The 16,281-nt window shown below is 49.2% G+C and carries 12 protein-coding genes and 1 pseudogene; 8 read left to right on the top strand and 5 right to left on the bottom strand.

What is annotated here, in order from left to right; all coding sequences use genetic code 11:
* Positions 1–319 precede the first annotated feature (319 nt).
* The 5 genes and pseudogenes from guaA to OEL90_RS12120 all read right to left on the bottom strand — a co-directional run bounded on the left by guaA (position 320) and on the right by OEL90_RS12120 (position 7,515).
* Positions 320–1,608 (bottom strand): annotated as a pseudogene (gene guaA, locus OEL90_RS12100) (glutamine-hydrolyzing GMP synthase).
* A gap of 225 nt (positions 1,609–1,833) precedes the next feature.
* Positions 1,834–3,798: a hydantoinase/oxoprolinase family protein gene (locus tag OEL90_RS12105; RefSeq protein ID WP_291401931.1), complete on the bottom strand. Its 1,965-nt coding sequence runs from the start codon at positions 3,796–3,798 to the stop codon at positions 1,834–1,836.
* 68 nt (positions 3,799–3,866) lie between these two features.
* Positions 3,867–5,486: a trimethylamine methyltransferase family protein gene (locus OEL90_RS12110; RefSeq protein WP_291401933.1), complete on the bottom strand. Its 1,620-nt coding sequence runs from the start codon at positions 5,484–5,486 to the stop codon at positions 3,867–3,869.
* Positions 5,374–6,843, bottom strand: coding sequence for a trimethylamine methyltransferase family protein (locus OEL90_RS12115; protein ID WP_291401935.1), 1,470 nt, complete (start codon positions 6,841–6,843; stop codon positions 5,374–5,376). The genes OEL90_RS12110 and OEL90_RS12115 overlap by 113 nt, the downstream gene beginning before the upstream one ends.
* Before the next feature lie 42 nt (positions 6,844–6,885).
* The gene (locus tag OEL90_RS12120) at positions 6,886–7,515 is read right to left on the bottom strand and encodes a cobalamin B12-binding domain-containing protein (protein ID WP_291401937.1); all 630 of its coding nucleotides are present in this window, start codon (positions 7,513–7,515) and stop codon (positions 6,886–6,888) included.
* A gap of 384 nt (positions 7,516–7,899) precedes the next feature.
* On the opposite strand from OEL90_RS12120, the gene OEL90_RS12125 reads away from it, so the two are divergent.
* The 8 genes from OEL90_RS12125 to OEL90_RS12160 all read left to right on the top strand — a co-directional run bounded on the left by OEL90_RS12125 (position 7,900) and on the right by OEL90_RS12160 (position 16,241).
* The gene (locus OEL90_RS12125; RefSeq protein WP_291401939.1) at positions 7,900–9,249 is read left to right on the top strand and encodes a uroporphyrinogen decarboxylase family protein; all 1,350 of its coding nucleotides are present in this window, start codon (positions 7,900–7,902) and stop codon (positions 9,247–9,249) included.
* Between the two features lie 74 nt (positions 9,250–9,323).
* Complete coding sequence (locus OEL90_RS12130; protein ID WP_291401941.1) at positions 9,324–10,010, top strand: hypothetical protein; 687 nt, start codon at positions 9,324–9,326, stop codon at positions 10,008–10,010.
* Between the two features lies 1 nt (position 10,011).
* Positions 10,012–11,568 carry an ASKHA domain-containing protein gene (locus tag OEL90_RS12135; protein ID WP_291401943.1) on the top strand — a complete coding sequence of 519 codons (1,557 nt, stop codon included), beginning with the start codon at positions 10,012–10,014 and terminating at the stop codon, positions 11,566–11,568.
* A 1-nt stretch (position 11,569) separates the two neighbouring features.
* Positions 11,570–12,286 (top strand): DUF5714 domain-containing protein, encoded by a 717-nt coding sequence (locus tag OEL90_RS12140; protein ID WP_291401944.1) that lies wholly within the window; start codon positions 11,570–11,572, stop codon positions 12,284–12,286.
* Entirely contained in the window at positions 12,283–13,230 is a 948-nt protein-coding gene (locus OEL90_RS12145; RefSeq protein ID WP_291401946.1) for a CobW family GTP-binding protein, read from the top strand. The genes OEL90_RS12140 and OEL90_RS12145 overlap by 4 nt, the downstream gene beginning before the upstream one ends.
* 94 nt (positions 13,231–13,324) lie before the next feature.
* The gene (locus tag OEL90_RS12150; RefSeq protein WP_291401947.1) at positions 13,325–14,215 is read left to right on the top strand and encodes a LysR family transcriptional regulator; all 891 of its coding nucleotides are present in this window, start codon (positions 13,325–13,327) and stop codon (positions 14,213–14,215) included.
* A 58-nt stretch (positions 14,216–14,273) separates the two neighbouring features.
* Positions 14,274–15,695 carry an APC family permease gene (locus tag OEL90_RS12155; RefSeq protein WP_291401948.1) on the top strand — a complete coding sequence of 474 codons (1,422 nt, stop codon included), beginning with the start codon at positions 14,274–14,276 and terminating at the stop codon, positions 15,693–15,695.
* 141 nt (positions 15,696–15,836) lie between these two features.
* The gene (locus OEL90_RS12160) at positions 15,837–16,241 is read left to right on the top strand and encodes a 2Fe-2S iron-sulfur cluster-binding protein (RefSeq protein ID WP_291401950.1); all 405 of its coding nucleotides are present in this window, start codon (positions 15,837–15,839) and stop codon (positions 16,239–16,241) included.
* Positions 16,242–16,281 lie beyond the last annotated feature (40 nt).

Consider the following 16,281-nt stretch of genomic DNA (forward strand, 5'->3'; position numbering starts at 1 on the left):
CCGCAGGACAGAAAAAAGCAGGGCGCGCATGCGCTTCTACTTGCACCCTCATTATAGCTACAATCCCTCGGATGCTGCTGCGCGGCATCCTTCGTGAGTGACCCCCACCAGGCCTTCCGGCCTGGTGGATTTTTCTGTCCGCAGGACAGAAAAAAGCAGGGCGCGCATGCGCTTCTACTTGCACCCTCATTATAGCTACAATCCCTCGGATGCTGCTGCGCGGCATCCTTCGTGAGTGACCCCCACCAGGCCTTCCGGCCTGGTGTTTTTTATGCCCGCAGGGCATAAAAAAGCAGGGCGCGCATGCGCGCCCTGCGGGTCACTCCCACTCTATAGTCCCTGCCGGTTTTGGCGTCAGGTCATATAACACTCTGTTAACGCCCTTCACCTCATGGGTGATCCGGTGCGTTATAATTTCCAGAACCTCATACGGGACGCGCTCAACTGTGGCGGTCATAGCATCCACCGTATTGACAGCCCTGAGCACCACCGGCCACTCAAAACTGCGCTTATGATCTCGCACGCCTACGGACTTCACATCCGGCACCACGGTAAAGTACTGCCAGACTTTTCCCTCAAGGCCCGCCTTAGCAAACTCCTCGCGAAGAATCGCATCCGATTCGCGCACAGCCTCTAGACGGTCACGCGTAATCGCGCCAATACAGCGGACGCCCAGGCCCGGACCCGGAAACGGCTGACGGAACACCATGCTGCGCGGCAGTCCCAGAGCCAAGCCACACGCCCTCACTTCATCCTTAAATAGCATTTCAGCGGCTCTACTAAATCAAACTCCAGATCCTCAGGGAGACCGCCCACATTGTGGTGGCTCTTGACCGCTTTGACAGTTTTTGTGCCGGACTCTATAATATCCGGATAGATGGTGCCCTGAGCCAGAAACTTCACATCCTCAAGCTTTCCGGCCTCATCCTCGAAAACGCGGATAAATTCGGCACCGATAATCATGCGCTTCTTCTCCGGATCAGACACGCCGGCCAGCTTGTCGAGGAAGCGATCCACTGCATCCACATAAACCAGATTCGCGCCCATCTCTTCCCTGAACACATGAACTACTTCCTCCGGCTCGCCCTTTCGAAGGAGGCCGTGATTCACGTGGACGCAGGTCAGCTGCTTGCCTATGGCTTTAATCAGCAAAGCCGCCACGACAGATGAATCCACACCGCCGGAAAGAGCGAGGAGAACTTTACCATCGCCAACCTGTGCTTTAATTTGAGAGACTTGCTCGGCAATGAAGTTTTCCATATTCCAGTTGGCCTGGGCCTTGCAAGCCCCAAAGATAAACGCCTGCAGCTTTTCCAGACGCGCCTCCACCTCTTCCGGCCATGGCGCGCTGCCGTTATGGTCTACAGACAAAACCGGTACGCCCGCCTTCATGAGGGCTTCGGATGCCTGAATGGCAACCCCGTCCACAACGCGGTTCTCTCCGCCATTTAAGATGATCCCTTTAATGTTGGTGATTTTCGAGAGCTCGTCCTCGGTCATGTCGTGGTGGTGGATTTCCGTAAAAACGCCCATCTCTCTGATTTCTCTGGCTATGTAGGTGTTCCTGGTGCTGCCCATATCAATGATCAATATTTTGTCCTGTTCCATAAATGCCCTCCTCATTGTCTCTCTTTACTGGATTGTATTATTGGATTTATTTTACCATACCTTGGCCCCTCATGACATCTTGTCCTGATGGCAATTTTGTGAACGTTGAAAGCAAAAAAAATTAGCCGATGGTCGCGAGTTGATCACTGCACGACCATCGGCTAATTTTTTTGTTTTTACAGAATTTTTAACGACAAGAACTGCTGCTTCAAACATCCGATCAGCTTATAGCCACTCTGACTTTTCAGTGCCCATTGCCTCAATGTGAGACTCTATATAAAAATCATTTGCGATCCCATTTGTATCTGCGTAAATGTCGCGATGCTCAAGAATGACCTCAAGGTTTGTCACACCATTTTCCCGGGCCAACCGCTCAGCTTTTTCAATGGCAAAACGTTTTCCATAGTCAACAGCTTCGACAAGGGTTTCAAAATTTTTACATTCCCATTCCGACGAAAGCACATAACCCGAATAGCTCTCACCAGGCTGAATGTGGATCCTGACTATTTCCATGACCTTTCCTACTGCCGCACCAACAGCATTTGCAACCTCCGTGTGCTCTGGAATGACCAGCCGCACGCCGAGCTTTTCAGAGAGCATTGGGAGATAAGCGCGAACCGGTGCACCAATGCCAATAATCGGCAGTTTCGGCGAAATGTGAAAGTTGAGCAAAGAGTCAGTCTGTGTCTCGAGCTGCTTTTTGCTGAGATATGCAAAAAGAGCATTGGTTTCAAGGTTAAAATCACAGCCCTCATGATTGAGCAGGCTCTGCCAGCACGCAAACGCCAAACGTTCTGTGACTTTTTCAATAATAAAGTCGCAAAATTGAACAGGCGCCATATTGAATCGTTCAGCGAGGAGGGCAACGCCTGCTTTCGCTCCGGCGGTATTCCAATCGTTGTAAAGCCCTTTCGCATGCATGATATCTGTAGGTGTTAAAGAAATTTGGCCGATAATGCCTTTCTCAACAAGCCTGCTAGGATCCACCATATTTACCTCAAGGTCAAGGGCTCGCGCGATATAGAAGATACTATGAGGTCCATCTTTCAACAGACCTATGATTTGTTTTTCCCGTTCACTCAAATGACCATTGTGGTGAAAGTCCAGAAGGATATAGCAGTCCGTGATCTGCGCAACGACCAAAGGCGTCGTACGCGGCAGCTTGATTTTGGACAGTTCCTCCAACAGATGGGGATACCGGTGGGTCATCACACAAATTGGCCAAACCCGCCGTGGGCCAAGTTTGAAATTGCCCTGACTGTCCTTTTGGATATAACTGTCCCCGCCTAAGCCATAGGTATCTATTTCAGCCGCTTCCACACGAGTCAGCCAGCCGCCGACGCGAGCGCCTTCCTTGTTGATCTTTGGCATGCCATTTTTTAAGACTGCCAGGTCCGAGGTGGTTCCCCCCATGTCCAAAACCATGCCGTTCTTCTCTCCTGCCAGGAAATTAGCGCCTATGATACTGGCGGCAGGTCCAGAAAGCACTGTTTCAATGGGCCGATCCATAGCCTGAGTCTCACCCATTAAAGACCCGTCCCCTTTGACGATCATAATCGGTGCAAAGACGGCTTTTTCCGCGAGTGATTTTTTCACTGACACAAGCAGCTCCTCGATGATCGGGATCAGCCGCGCGTTGAGAATGGCCGTGACGCTGCGTTCATGAACGCCGAGTGAACGCGTCAGATGATGGGCGCAGACGACGTGCAAGCCCAGAATCTCCTTTGCCATGCGTTGAAGGATGATCTCGTGCTCGGGATTTCGCACGCTCAGATAGGAAGAGATCGCCAAAGCGTCAACTTTGCCCCGGAGGCTCTCAAGGACCTCGCGTGCCAGCACTTCATCAAATGGCTCTTTTTCATTGCCGCGTATGTCGTGTCCGCCCGGAAGCGAACGAATCTCTTTGGCCGGAACGTTCAGATGCTCTGTGTAGCCGATGGTGATCAGCCCCACTTCACAGCCGCGTCCTTCAACAATGGCATTCGTCGCAAGCGTGGTGGAAAGTGCGATAAAATCGATTTTATGTGATTCGTCAAAATTTAAGCGATGTATGACATCTGTAATGCCGAGAGACAGGTTTTCCCGCGTTGTCAGCGACTTAGCCTTAGATATAATCCTGTGCTGAGCCCTGTCTATGACCACACCGTCCGTATAAGTGCCTCCGGTGTCGATGCCGAGTACAAAGGACATGATCTCATCTCCTCGTTCGGATAAAATAGAGATCGGGCGACCCTAGGGTCGCCCGATCTTGTCTGAGCTTAGTTGACGCCAGGGATTTTGGCGACGGCATGTTCGACAATATCTCTGATTTTTGCCTTAACATCTTTTGGAAGCTGCTCAGGCTCATAATTCTCAATGATATCTCGAACCGTTTCGTTGCAGCGTTCTGTCAATGACTTGCGCCCATTGGATTTCCACATGTCATGAGCAGCACGGCTTATTAAATCAGATTCAAAATTCCTATTATTTGTCTTAGGAATGAAGTCTTCATCATCATCCCAATCTGTATCCCAAATATTTCTGAAACGGCCTTTTGGCGGCACGCTTTCAATTTCATCAAGGGATAACGTATTTTCGTTGACCGGAATACCTGCAGTCAGTCGGCGTGCCATACCAACGATTTCATTGTCCATGACAACGAGATCCAGGTTGGCAGTTGTGCCATATTCGCAGTAACCAATGTCGTGGTTGAGGTTCGGACCGGAAAGGTTTGTCATTGTAATTGACAGTGCCGCCTCAATGCCAGCCTGCTCGTCAACAATGATGGAATCCGTACAGCCATTCGTTCCAAAGACAGGGAGGTTCAGGTAATGACCCATGTCAGTCAGGCATGCGAGCATCAGATCCATTTCAGGCGCGCCGTAGGAGAAGATCGTCGAACTCATATCCATGATCGTGTAGACGCCGCCCATGATGTACGCTGCGCCTTCGCCTGCACACTGGCTTAGTACGAGGCCGCTGAGACTCTCTGCAATACCTTGGACGAGGACGCCGGCTATAGTTGCCGGTGCAGTTGTACCTGCCATAATGCATGGTGTGAAAATTGTAGGGATGCCTTTTTCAGCGCCTGTAATAACCTTTTGACAGGATTCAGCCGCGATGATCCCCGGGGAGATCGGCTCCAAATACAAGGTGATGAATGGGTGTCTGCGCAGCTCTTCGGCTCCGCCGGCGACGGCTTCCGCCATAGCGATACAGTCTGCCTGAGCCCATTGGTCCGTAACGACGTTGACAATCGGTTTAGAAGTGTTTAGCAGCTGCTGTTCGAATTCCCAGCGGTCCGCGACGAGGAGCGGAACGTCCTGTACCAGACCCAGGGACATACAGAAGTCAATATTCGGCATGGCGTCGAGAACTTTTGTCGCCCAGCCTATGCTTTGGTTTGTAGAACGTTTGCGTTCTCCGGTATAAGGATCGCGGAAGAACGGGGTTCCGGATCCTGATCCAAAATAGGCGTTATTGCCTTCAAGGAACATTTCCGGTTTGCCCGTACGGCTGTTGCAGAGCACGACGTGCTTCTGACAAGAGCGAAGCGCACGCTCGACGAGGAACGGAGGAATCCGGACTCGAATGCCATCAACAAAGCAGCCGTGTTTTTTCAAAATTTCAAGTGCCTGCGGATCGTGGTACTCCATGCCGGTGCGGAAGAGGACTTCTTCAGCAGCGAGCAGGATCTCTTGACATTGTGAATCTGTCAACACCTTCATTGAAGGTGTTTTATTGGCTCTATAGTTAACTCGATTTTTCACGGTCTTCCCTCCATCCTTATAATGTCTGATCTGCTTTAGCCAGGATCGATTTGAGCTGCGCAGCCACAGCGCTGTCAAGCTTTGATACGGCTGGCGCGGACAACAATTCTTCGACGTACTCGAGTGCACGAGTGCCCATCGTTTTAGCGCCGGAATCAACCCAGTCATCGATGCGCTTTCTGTTGATCAATGTTGGCCAGTACTGCTCAGACTTGAAGTAGAAGCTCGTATGACTTTCGCTTAGGTAGTTGCCGCCAGGGCCGACCTCATCTATGACACCGCGCGCCAAATGCTCTTCATCCATATCAAAGGTTCTCATAATGCGGTGCACATTGCCAAGTACCTCGTCACCCATAGCCAAGACTGCGGCGCTTGCAACTCTGCCGGATTCAAGGGCGCCGCCGCCTGCGATGACGTTTGTGCCGGCAAGCGCTGATGTGAGAATGCCGTATGTAAATTCTGCACCCGCTTGCGCGTCTGAAAAGTTAGAATCAGAAAGGCCGTAGACGCCAGCGCTAGGGATGCGAAGATGTCTCATCAAGTTGGAGAAACCAGCGCCAATCAAGCCTGCTTCAGGCGCGCCGAATGGTGCAACCGCGTTCTTTTGATCAAAGACAGTAAATTGTCCGCCGGAGATAAAAGGTGCGCCTGCGGAAACGAACTGAGAAAGCGTCAGAGCGACCAGGCTGTTTGCAAGAGCCAGAACCAGCGTTCCAGCAGTGTTTAATGGCGCCGTAACGCCGGAGACCAGTTTGTTTAGGTAGACAAAAGGTATGCCGCTTTTTGCTGCGAACATCACAGCACCCAGAGCGTCTTGATCGTGGAAACGCGGCTCATCGCATTGGATAGCAAACACGACATATGGATTTTGGCGAAGTTTGTCCGAGCTGCCCACTGCAGCAGCTGCCATTTCCGCGACAAATTCAGCTTCCTTTGCATTTCCCACCGGTTGGAGGATTGGTTTAGTGCTGTTGGACAACAGCGCTTCGAAGGCATGCAGCCCTGCACTGTTTTTATTGACGCCCGAAGGCTTTCCAGGCGCACTGACAAGACTGACGCGTGAAAGTTTTTCGGAAAGTCGCGCTGTCTCAACGACGTCATTCACGGTAATGTCACGCTGTTCACCGCTTGAACGGTCAAGGATTTTCTCACTTCCGAAATACGGCGCGAAATGGTTGTTTTCCGTTTCCATTAAAACAGCTCGTTTGCCATTTCGGTCGCAGAGGGTAATACGAGAAGGCGCGGTGCGGACAGCCCATTCAAGCTTTGCGCTTGGAATACGGACAGTGTCGCCCTCTACCCAGCAGCCTTTTGCCGCAAAAAGCGCTCGCGCTTCTTCACTCTCGACTTGAGCGCCGGAACGCTCCAGGAGTTCAACTGCTGTGACAAAAATCTCTTCACACTGGTCTTCGGAAAGCATTTTCCAACAAATGGTTTGATTAACATCAAAATTTGCGCGTTTAAAATGACTTCTACTTGTATACATCTCTTAAGCCCCTTTCTAATTCACGGTCATTGGCAGCGAATATTACAGAAGACGTTTGCAAAGGCCGACAGCCGACAGTGCATCCGGCGCGAATCCGTCTGCAGTGATTTCAGTTGAGAAATCTGTAGAAACCGGCGCGCCGCCAATGATGACCTTGACTTGGTCTCTAATGCCTTCTTCCTTCAGGAGCTCAATGGTGTCCTTCATATGAAGCATAGTTGTTGTAAGCATAGCCGACATGCCAAGTACATCCGGTTTGAGTTCTTTAACCATATTGACAAGCTGTTCAGGAGAAACGTCTTTACCAGCATTGATGACAGTAAATCCATTGCTTTCGAGCATGATGCCCACGAGGTTCTTGCCAATGTCATGCAAATCTCCTTGAACGGTCGCCATAATAACGGTTCCATTTGACTTCATGTCCCCTGCTTGAAGAAGCGGCTTAACGATATTGATCCCTTCCTCCATTGCCTTTGCGCTCATTAGAACTTCAGGAATGAACATTTTGTTTTGCTGGAACAATACACCAACTTCGGACATACCTACGACAAGCGCCTTGTTGATGATGTCAAGCGGAGCTTCCCCCGCTTGCAGAAGTTCGTTAGTTGAGGCTATTACTAGTTTTCTTTTCCCTTTTACGACTTCCTGTGCTAATTGTTCATATGTAGCCATTGACTTACCTCCTCTGATTGGTCCAATTTATGAACTCATTATAGCTTATCGTTTTCTGAATATTCAATATACTGCTTATGACGTCTATTCGCGGTTTCAAACAAAACAGTTCATATTCATTCGCGTCAGGTCATAAGGTTATAGCCTTCATGCATAAGCACGCTTGTTCAATTAACATAAATGCCGCACAAGCCTTGCTATAGCGCATTTTCATAAAATTAAATTAGCATTTATTAACATTTTTAGCATAAATAGAACCCTTGACAAACAGATACCTCAAGAATACTATTTGTTTTATAAATGTATTTTTTCATTATATGAATGTTGTATCGCTATTTCTTGCATATTTCAGTTATTCAACTGAAGAGAAGGGGAGATCTAGAAGTGGGCAAAGAACTTTTACTGAAAGTATTACGTCATGAACAAACCAATGAAATCCCTTGGGTTCCATTTGCAGGTGTGCACGCCGGATATCTCAAAGGCTATACCGCAAAGGACGTCCTGGTCGATCCGGACAAACTCTACGATTCACTTTTAGAAGTACACAAGCTTTACACACCTGATGGGATGCCAATTGTGTTCGACCTTCAGATTGAAGCAGAAATCCTGGGTTGTGAATTAATGTGGGCTGAAGACAACCCTCCCTCTGTTAGAACCCACCCTTTCGAGGATGAAATGGTCGATCCAAAGACCCTTCCACTCCCTCAGGAAACCGACGGCCGTATCCCTATGGTTTTGGATGTCATGAGGCGAATGAAAACTGCAGTCGGTGACGATACCGCGCTATACGGCTTAACTTGCGGGCCGCTGACACTGGCATCACATCTTCGCGGCAGCGAATTCTTTATGGATATGATTGAAGAACCAGAATATGTCGAGGCACTCATGGATTACTGCGCAGACGTCAATATTAAGATGGCCGATTATTACTTAGACGCCGGCATGGATGTTATCGCCATTGTCGACCCACTGGTCAGCCAGGTTTCTCCGTCAAGCTTCGAAGAACTTCTCGCGCCCGCGTTTATCAAAATTTTCGACCATATTAGAAAAAGAAATGCCGTTTCGAGCTTTTTCGTCTGCGGCAACGCCACTATGCAAATGCAGGTCATGTGCGAAACCCATCCCGACAACATCTCAGTGGATGAAAACGTAGATCTCATTGAAGCTAAGAAAGTCACAGATCAATACAATATAGCAATTGGCGGAAATATTCCTCTGACAACAACAATGCTTTTCGGCAATCAGAACGACAACATGAAATATGTCGTCGACTTGCTCGATCGAATTACAAAAGACAATCTCATCATCAGCCCGGGCTGCGATATGCCATATAATATTCCGCCGGAAAATACAATTGCAGCGATTCAGGCCGTCAAGCACACCGATATGGCACGCGACATGATTTCCGGATACGAGGCCGCTGACGACACCCTCGACGTGGTTCTCCCTGATTACACCGCACTCAAAAAGCCTATGATTGAGGTCTTCACACTCGACGCGGCAACCTGCGCAGCTTGTACTTACATGCTGGCTGCAGCTATGCTGGCGAAGGATGAATTTGGCGACGATGTCGACGTTGTGGAATACAAATACACAGTGCGCGAAGATATCGCCAGAACCAAAAAAATGGGCGTCCAAAAGCTGCCGTCCATCTATATCAACGGTGAACTGAAGTGGTCTTCAATCATCCCAAGCCGTAAAGAGCTCATTGACGAAGTCAAAAAATACATGTAAATACCATATACGCGAGGGGCGATCTTTGATCGCCCCATCTTGGATTAAAGGATTTGAATTAAGGAGGAACCTGGATGAGGGAGTTGTTCTGCAACGAGATGGAATTTGTTTACGACGAGCGGGCTTTGCTCGAACGTCTTCACTGCGAAGACACCGAGGCAGAACCCTTTGTTCGGGCACTCGAGCTGCTCGAAGAAGCGCGACCCTATCTAAAGCCGGCTTTTGCAGTCAGAGAGTTTTCCATAGATAAACATCAGTCCGAAGGCATTACGGTAAATGGATGCTTCTTTAAAAGCAAAATTGTCGCTAAAAAACTTGAAAACGAAAAAAAGGTCTTTGCCTATATAGCGACCAGCGGGCGCAAAATTTGTGAATTTGCCAAAAGGCACGACGATCTTCTTGACGAGTATCTTCTAGATCAAATCGCTTATCTGTCCTATCTTCAGGCAATGGATAAAATGTCCCTTGAAATTGAAAACCTTTTTGGCATCGAAAAGCACATCCGTCTATGTCCCGGTTCCGTCATCGACTGGAGCGTGGAAGAGGTAAAGAAGATATTCGTTCTTATGGAAGGCCTTTATCAGGATCTCGACGTCAATGTGATGGCAAGTGGTCTGATCGAACCACTCAAATCCACTTCAGGTCTCTTTTACGCTACTGATGAAGAATTTGCCAGCTGTGAGATCTGTCCGCGTGCAGTCTGCGAGAGTAGAAAAGCGCCATTCGACGGAGATTTGCATGATGAGATGGTGAATTTATGATATGAAAAGCAAATTGAAGAAAATTCAACTCATTCCTGACTATGAAGGAGAATTGGTTTCCGACATCATTCAACGCCTCAACGTCGGCATAAGCCTGCCATGTGCCGGGAATCACACCTGCGGCAAATGCAAAGTACTGATAGAGGGCTCACTTAGCGAAGTTAAGCCTTCTGAAGCTGCCATGCTCAGCGCCACCGAGTCAGATCAGGGCGTACGCATGGCTTGCTTTGTCCGGGCGTTCGGCGAATTTACAATCTACCTCCCAGAAAAACGCTCACACAAAATCCTCACCCAAGGTACCACTCCGCTTATGGCAGACCGACCTCTGATGCCGCCTTACCATTACGGTATAGCCGTTGACATTGGAACGACTACCGTGGTCTGTACACTTTTTGACACAAATGCCAACGTGCTTGGCACTGTCAGCGCTTTGAATCAACAGAAGCACTTCGGAGCAGATGTCATTTCCCGCATCAATTATGGCATTCAAAACGGCAACGAAGGGATCACGCGGGCAATCGTCCAACAAATCGAAGATATGATTGATCAACTGGCATTAGATGCCCAAATATTGAGAACCTCGATCACTAACGCCGTCGTGACAGGCAACACAACGATGCTGCATTTCTTTTCAGGCCTGGATCCGCGCGGGATTGGCTTTGCTCCATTTATCCCCAAGAGCTTCTTCGACCACTCCGACTGCAGCATCCTCAAAGGAATTGATGTCTATATGCCAAGCTGCGTGAGCGCCTATGTCGGTGCCGATCTTGTCTGCTGTATCCTGGCATCCGATATGATGGAAAAAAATGATACCGCTCTCATTGTCGATATTGGCACAAACGGCGAAATGGCTCTCGTCCACAATGGCGAGCTCCACTGCTGCTCCACCGCTGCAGGTCCTGCTTTTGAAGGCGCTGGCATTTCCTGCGGCATGACTGCCTCAGAAGGCGCCATTGCCCACGTGCACTTTGATGATTGGGATGACAAAATCGTCTTCGAAACAATTGACAGCAAACCTCCTGCCGGCATTTGCGGCTCAGGGGTTGTAGATACAATTTCTCTACTCTATATGCTTGGCGCGATCTCCCCCAGCGGCAGAATTGAACCCGAGGGGCATAAACTAGAGTTTGCAATCCGCGACGACGAAGAAACCGAATTCGTTTTTCCGGAGAGCAGCGTAACCTTGACTCAGGGGGACATCAGAAATATCCAGTTGGCCAAAGCAGCGATCCACGCCGGTATCCTGACATTGACAGAAGCCTGCGGCATAAGTCTCGACGAAATCGATGTCCTTTATCTGTGCGGCGGCTTCGGCTCCTTTGTTAACTTATCTGCCGCCGAAAATATTGGTTTGATTCCCCTTGGAACAAAGGACAGAACTGTTGTCCTAGGAAATGGCGCCATTATGGGTGCCTCAAAGATCCTTCTTGGAAACGACAATCTTAAGCACTCTAAGAAGATTGCACAATGCTGCAATTACATTGAGCTTTCCGGCAACGACGTATTTATGGATCACTATATTCTGTCCATGCCGTTTGGAGAAATGGAGGAAGACTAATATGGCAGATGACCTGCATAAAACCGGTAACTTTTACGACAAAATAAACGCTATCTGCACCGCTTATTTTCGAGGCGCGTTCAGCGGCTCTATTCTGGATGTAACCTCTGCCATCATGGCACTCGACGGCTTCCCCACACATCACCCGGTGCATCACTACATCGTGCCCGCAGTGTTGCTGTCAGCTTGCCGCCGGGCGCAACGCCAAAGCATCGAGGTGCTCGAACGCGATTTGAAGCTTGCAGAAGAACGTTCAAAAAACGTCCTCGGCGGTTTTTGCGGCTACTACGGCGCCTGTGGCGCGGCTGTTGGCACCGGCATCTTCTGGTGCATCCTCACGGACAGCAGTCCAATCTCAAGGGACTCATGGGCTTTCGGAAATCAGGCTACCGGTACCGCACTCCTTGAAATGGCTCGTATTGGAGGCCCACGTTGCTGCAAAAGGACGGTTTTTATTGCCTTAAACAGTGTCGCTTCACAAGTTAAAGAAGTGCTTGATATAAAACTCGACCTGCCGGCACAGCATATCTGCAGATTCTCAGATCGAAATCTCGAATGCCTGAAAGAGCGCTGCATGTTCTACGAAGAAGAGATAAGAAAGGTTGAGGCGCCAAGCACTACCGGGCAAAAGCTTTCAGCTAATCACGTCAGAAAAAGCATTGCAACCGTTATGCCAAATGTCGTTCAGTCTATGGATTATGATGAGGTGATTATATGAAGGATCCAATTCAGCTATACTTGATCGGAGGCTTTTTAGGTGCCGGAAAGACAACTTTTTTACGCCTTCTGATGGAGGATATGAAGACCAAACGTCTCGGGATCCTAGTCAACGAGTTTGGCAGTATCGGTGTCGACGGTGCATTAATAGAGCGTGAAGGCGTTCGAATGGTAGAAATCAACAACGGCTCTATCTTCTGCGCCTGCCTTAAAGATGGATTCGTTCGCACCTTAAAAGCCTTTGCCGAGCAGCCGGTCGACATCCTACTGATCGAAAATTCAGGCATGGCGGATCCCGCAGGTATGCATACTATCCTCTCCAATCTTGCGCCTTACCTCTCAAGGCCTTATGATTACCGCGGTCTCATTTGCCTTGTGGACTGCACGACCTTTCTGCAATACGCCGAAGTGCTGATGCCTGTTCAAGGGCAGGTAGCCGAAGCTGATTTCGTCATTGTCAACAAATGCGATCTCGTGGACCAATCGGTCATATCACGCATACACGAAAAAATCAGAACGCTGAATGACAGCGCCCAAATCTACGATACGGTGTTTGCTCAAATTCCACTCCCACTTCCCGAGTCTTCTGCAAAGCATCCAGACGGCGAGGCTCGAGAAAGCAGCAATACGCCTTTTACAAGACCTGCGACCTACGCACTGGAAACAGATAGTACCCCCAGCCTGGACCAGTTATTCGATTTCTGCCATTCAATGGGTGAGACCGCTCTAAGAATCAAAGGTTTCATTCGCGCTGCCGATGGCTGGCTTCATATCGACGCGGTTGGCAAGGAGGTCCAAATCGCGCCGGCTGTCATCAAGAATAAATTTCGCCTGAATCGCGGGAAGCTAGTGATCATAGGCCGCGATGGGCACGACATTCAGAGCGAAATACAATCGGCATGGCAAATGCATTGTGCCAGCTCGTTTGAATTGAAAATCTCATAGCACAAACCACCATTTTTATGTATAATGTTGCACAAAAGAAATCCGCAATCCGCAATGACGTTTGAGGGTTGCTCTTTGAAAGGTGGATCTTCTGATGCAACTCATTCAGCTTCATTACTTCTGTACCGTTGCCAGATGCAATAATATGAGCCGCGCGGCAGACGAACTTTGGATCTCTCAATCCGCCTTGTCCAAAGCAATCAGCAGTCTCGAGGAAGAGCTGGGGGTCAAGCTGTTCGAACGTATCGGCCGCAGCATTCGTCTCAACGAGGCCGGCCGTCTCTATTACCATCAGATCAGCCATGTCCTGCTGCTTCTGAACGATGCCACAAGGCAAGTTCGACTTCTGGAGAAAAAAAACGAAAACGAGGTTCGCGTTCTCTTTTCTGCCGCCAATTTTATTAGCGCTTATGTACGCGAGGAATTCGAACACGCGTACCCAAATTCACGACTATTGATAAAAAGCTGCTATACGCCATCCCCGGAAGACGTACTCGAATGTGATTTTCATATTTATGCATCTCCGACCATCTATCCTGAATTGACAAGCATTGAAATCCTTCAGGAGGAATTATTGCTGGCCTTTGGCAGCAAACACCCTTTGGCTGAAAAAAAAGAAATTGATTTGATCGACACAAAACCCTACTTTTATCAGTGTCTGCCAAGGCAGGAAAACCTGTATGAGAACTTGCTCTTTTTCTGTCATAAAGCTGGCTTTGAGCCAAATATTGGCTTTTATACCGAAGATTCCTTTACTTTCTTTGATGGCTTAGTCAGCAGTTCACTCCTGGCAATGGTCCCGGAGCGAACAGCTTTTACCGCCTTGGCGCACGATGTTCTCCTGCGCCGCATTAAGGATCCGGTCTGCAAACGAACGGTTTATATTGGCTTCCACGGCGAGCGGGAATTAACGCCAAGCAGCCAGCGCTTCAAAACCTTCTGTGTGGATTTGTTCAAACGGCTTAACGCGCAGGCAGCTGACTAAAATTATTAAGAAAGCATTGAAAACGATCAACCAACAATGATGCGGAGTGTGATCCATTGTGAAACAGACGGTTGAAACTCCAAAACTGGAGCGCTCTATCAGCTTCATAGGCTTTCTCGGCATGGGGATTGGCTGCGTTTTCGGATCCTCCTGGCTCCTGATGGCAGGCTATTGGATGACCGCCGCCGGCGGTCCGGTCAATGCGGCACTGGCTTTTGCAGCCGGACTCATCATGATTATGACTTTAGCCCTTTCTTACATCAGCATTATGCCGGCATTTCCAGAGGGCGGCGGAGAGATGCAATATGCCAGACGCGCTTTCGGAAATACCGCTGGCCTCATAGCGGGTTGGTCAGGTTTTTTAGTCAATGGGATCGTCAGCGCCTGGCAGACCCTGGCGATCACACGCATGGCCGAAACCCTGTTTCCTGCTCTGAGTGAGTGGCCTGTAGTTTATCATATCGGAAGTGAGCCGGTCACAGTCGCAGGACTCCTGATTGGGTTTTTTCTGGTTGCAGCAATTGCTTTTCTACAGTACCGAGGTACCCGGCTCTTTGCTCGGCTTCAATCCATCCTCGTAGGTACCGTATTGCTTCTGGTCATATCCGCCATAATTGCGGGTCTGTTTTACGCCGACCCCGGCAACCTCCGGATGACAGCAGAAAAGCCGTTATTCGAAGGTGCTGTTGCCTTCCTTGTTTTGCTTCCGTTCTCAATCGCCGGTTGGGAAAATATCGCAAAAGGCGTTGAGGAAGCACGCGCTAGCCTCAGTATTCAAAAAATAGGACAAGCTCTAATGTGGTCCATATTGATTTCGACTTTTCTATACGCTGGACTCTTCTTCCTTCAGGCTAGTCTTGTTCCTTGGCCGGAAATGACCCAGTCCAAGCTCCCCCTTGTCGACAGTCTTGTCAGGCTGACTGGTCATACAGTATTTAGAGTGATCATTCTAAGCGCGGCAATTTTTAATGTTTTGGGTGTTTTTAACGGCGTGTTTTATGGCGCTGTTCGCTCTCTATACGCACTCGGTAATGCCGGGCTTCTTCCAAGGGTTTTCTCAAGAATACATCCCACTTACAAAACACCCCATGCTGCCATTATCACAGTCGCTGTTTTAGTTGGTATAACGCCGCTGATCGGCAACGCCGCCTTTGGTTCACTCGTTAAGGTCGCTGCCTTTTTCTACGTGGTTTTGTGGGGCTCAACCGTACTTTCTGCCAGAAAACTGCAGCTTCAGCTGAACATACTCTCCCTCAGCCCCTTCAAAACTACAGCTGTCAGGCGCCTGATCAGCACCGGCGGCATAATTGCAGCACTTTTCATACTCGCCGCCATGATTTGGCCTACCAGTCCCGGCGCCTTGAGCTGGCCGGGTGATTACGGCCTTCTGGCCTTGCTCATTTGCCCCTGTCTGGTGTTCCACTTTCTTAAGAGAACCGGTATAGTCAGAGGCGCTTCAAGTATGACAACCGACGCTTGAACGAATTCTGATGCATTTAAAACCGACAAGAAAGCCCCCCTGCCATAATGTGGATTCCTCCTCGGATTCCACCCGCAAACAGGGGGGCTTCTAAATTAATTTACATTTTGCCTATAAAATATACTCTAAAGGGTGACTTTTATGGATCAAATCCATTTGTCTGTTAACGATCAACCAGTGACCACCTCCAAGGGTGACACCATTTTGGCTGCCGCAAGTCAAGCGGGGATCACAATCCCCTTCTTGTGCTGGCAGCCGGGTCAAAAGACTCACGGAAACTGCGGTCTCTGTGTCGTTCAAATTGAAGGGACCGACCGTCTGTCACCAGCCTGCTCAACACTTGCATCAGAAGGTATGGTTATCCGGACCGAGACTGAGGACATCCTCGAAATGCGCAGAAACGTCATTGAAATTATGTTCGGGGACGACGTCCACGACTGCGGCAGTTGTCACCGAAATGGCAATTGTACGCTTCAGAACTTTTTGAATCGTTATCATCTCTCCAAGCCAAACCTCGAAGAGATTTTCACCGCTCTTGGCCTTTAGCTAACAAGTATGGCAGAGGGGCTGTATTGCGGCGATCCGA

Origin of the sequence: Acidaminobacter sp., assembly GCF_030247605.1 — a bacterium.
In the GTDB taxonomy this organism is placed as follows: Bacteria; Bacillota; Clostridia; order Peptostreptococcales; family Acidaminobacteraceae; genus Acidaminobacter.

What these genes read in the sequence shown, in the direction of transcription:
- OEL90_RS12105 (WP_291401931.1), bottom strand. Translation starts at nt 3,798, where the DNA reads ATGTCCTTTGTACTCGGCATCGACACCGGAGGCACTTATACGGACGGT.
- OEL90_RS12115 (WP_291401935.1), bottom strand. Translation starts at nt 6,843, where the DNA reads ATGTATACAAGTAGAAGTCATTTTAAACGCGCAAATTTTGATGTTAAT.
- OEL90_RS12120 (WP_291401937.1), bottom strand. Translation starts at nt 7,515, where the DNA reads ATGGCTACATATGAACAATTAGCACAGGAAGTCGTAAAAGGGAAAAGA.
- OEL90_RS12130 (WP_291401941.1), top strand. Translation starts at nt 9,324, where the DNA reads ATGAGGGAGTTGTTCTGCAACGAGATGGAATTTGTTTACGACGAGCGG.
- OEL90_RS12135 (WP_291401943.1), top strand. Translation starts at nt 10,012, where the DNA reads ATGAAAAGCAAATTGAAGAAAATTCAACTCATTCCTGACTATGAAGGA.
- OEL90_RS12140 (WP_291401944.1), top strand. Translation starts at nt 11,570, where the DNA reads ATGGCAGATGACCTGCATAAAACCGGTAACTTTTACGACAAAATAAAC.
- OEL90_RS12145 (WP_291401946.1), top strand. Translation starts at nt 12,283, where the DNA reads ATGAAGGATCCAATTCAGCTATACTTGATCGGAGGCTTTTTAGGTGCC.
- OEL90_RS12150 (WP_291401947.1), top strand. Translation starts at nt 13,325, where the DNA reads ATGCAACTCATTCAGCTTCATTACTTCTGTACCGTTGCCAGATGCAAT.
- OEL90_RS12160 (WP_291401950.1), top strand. Translation starts at nt 15,837, where the DNA reads ATGGATCAAATCCATTTGTCTGTTAACGATCAACCAGTGACCACCTCC.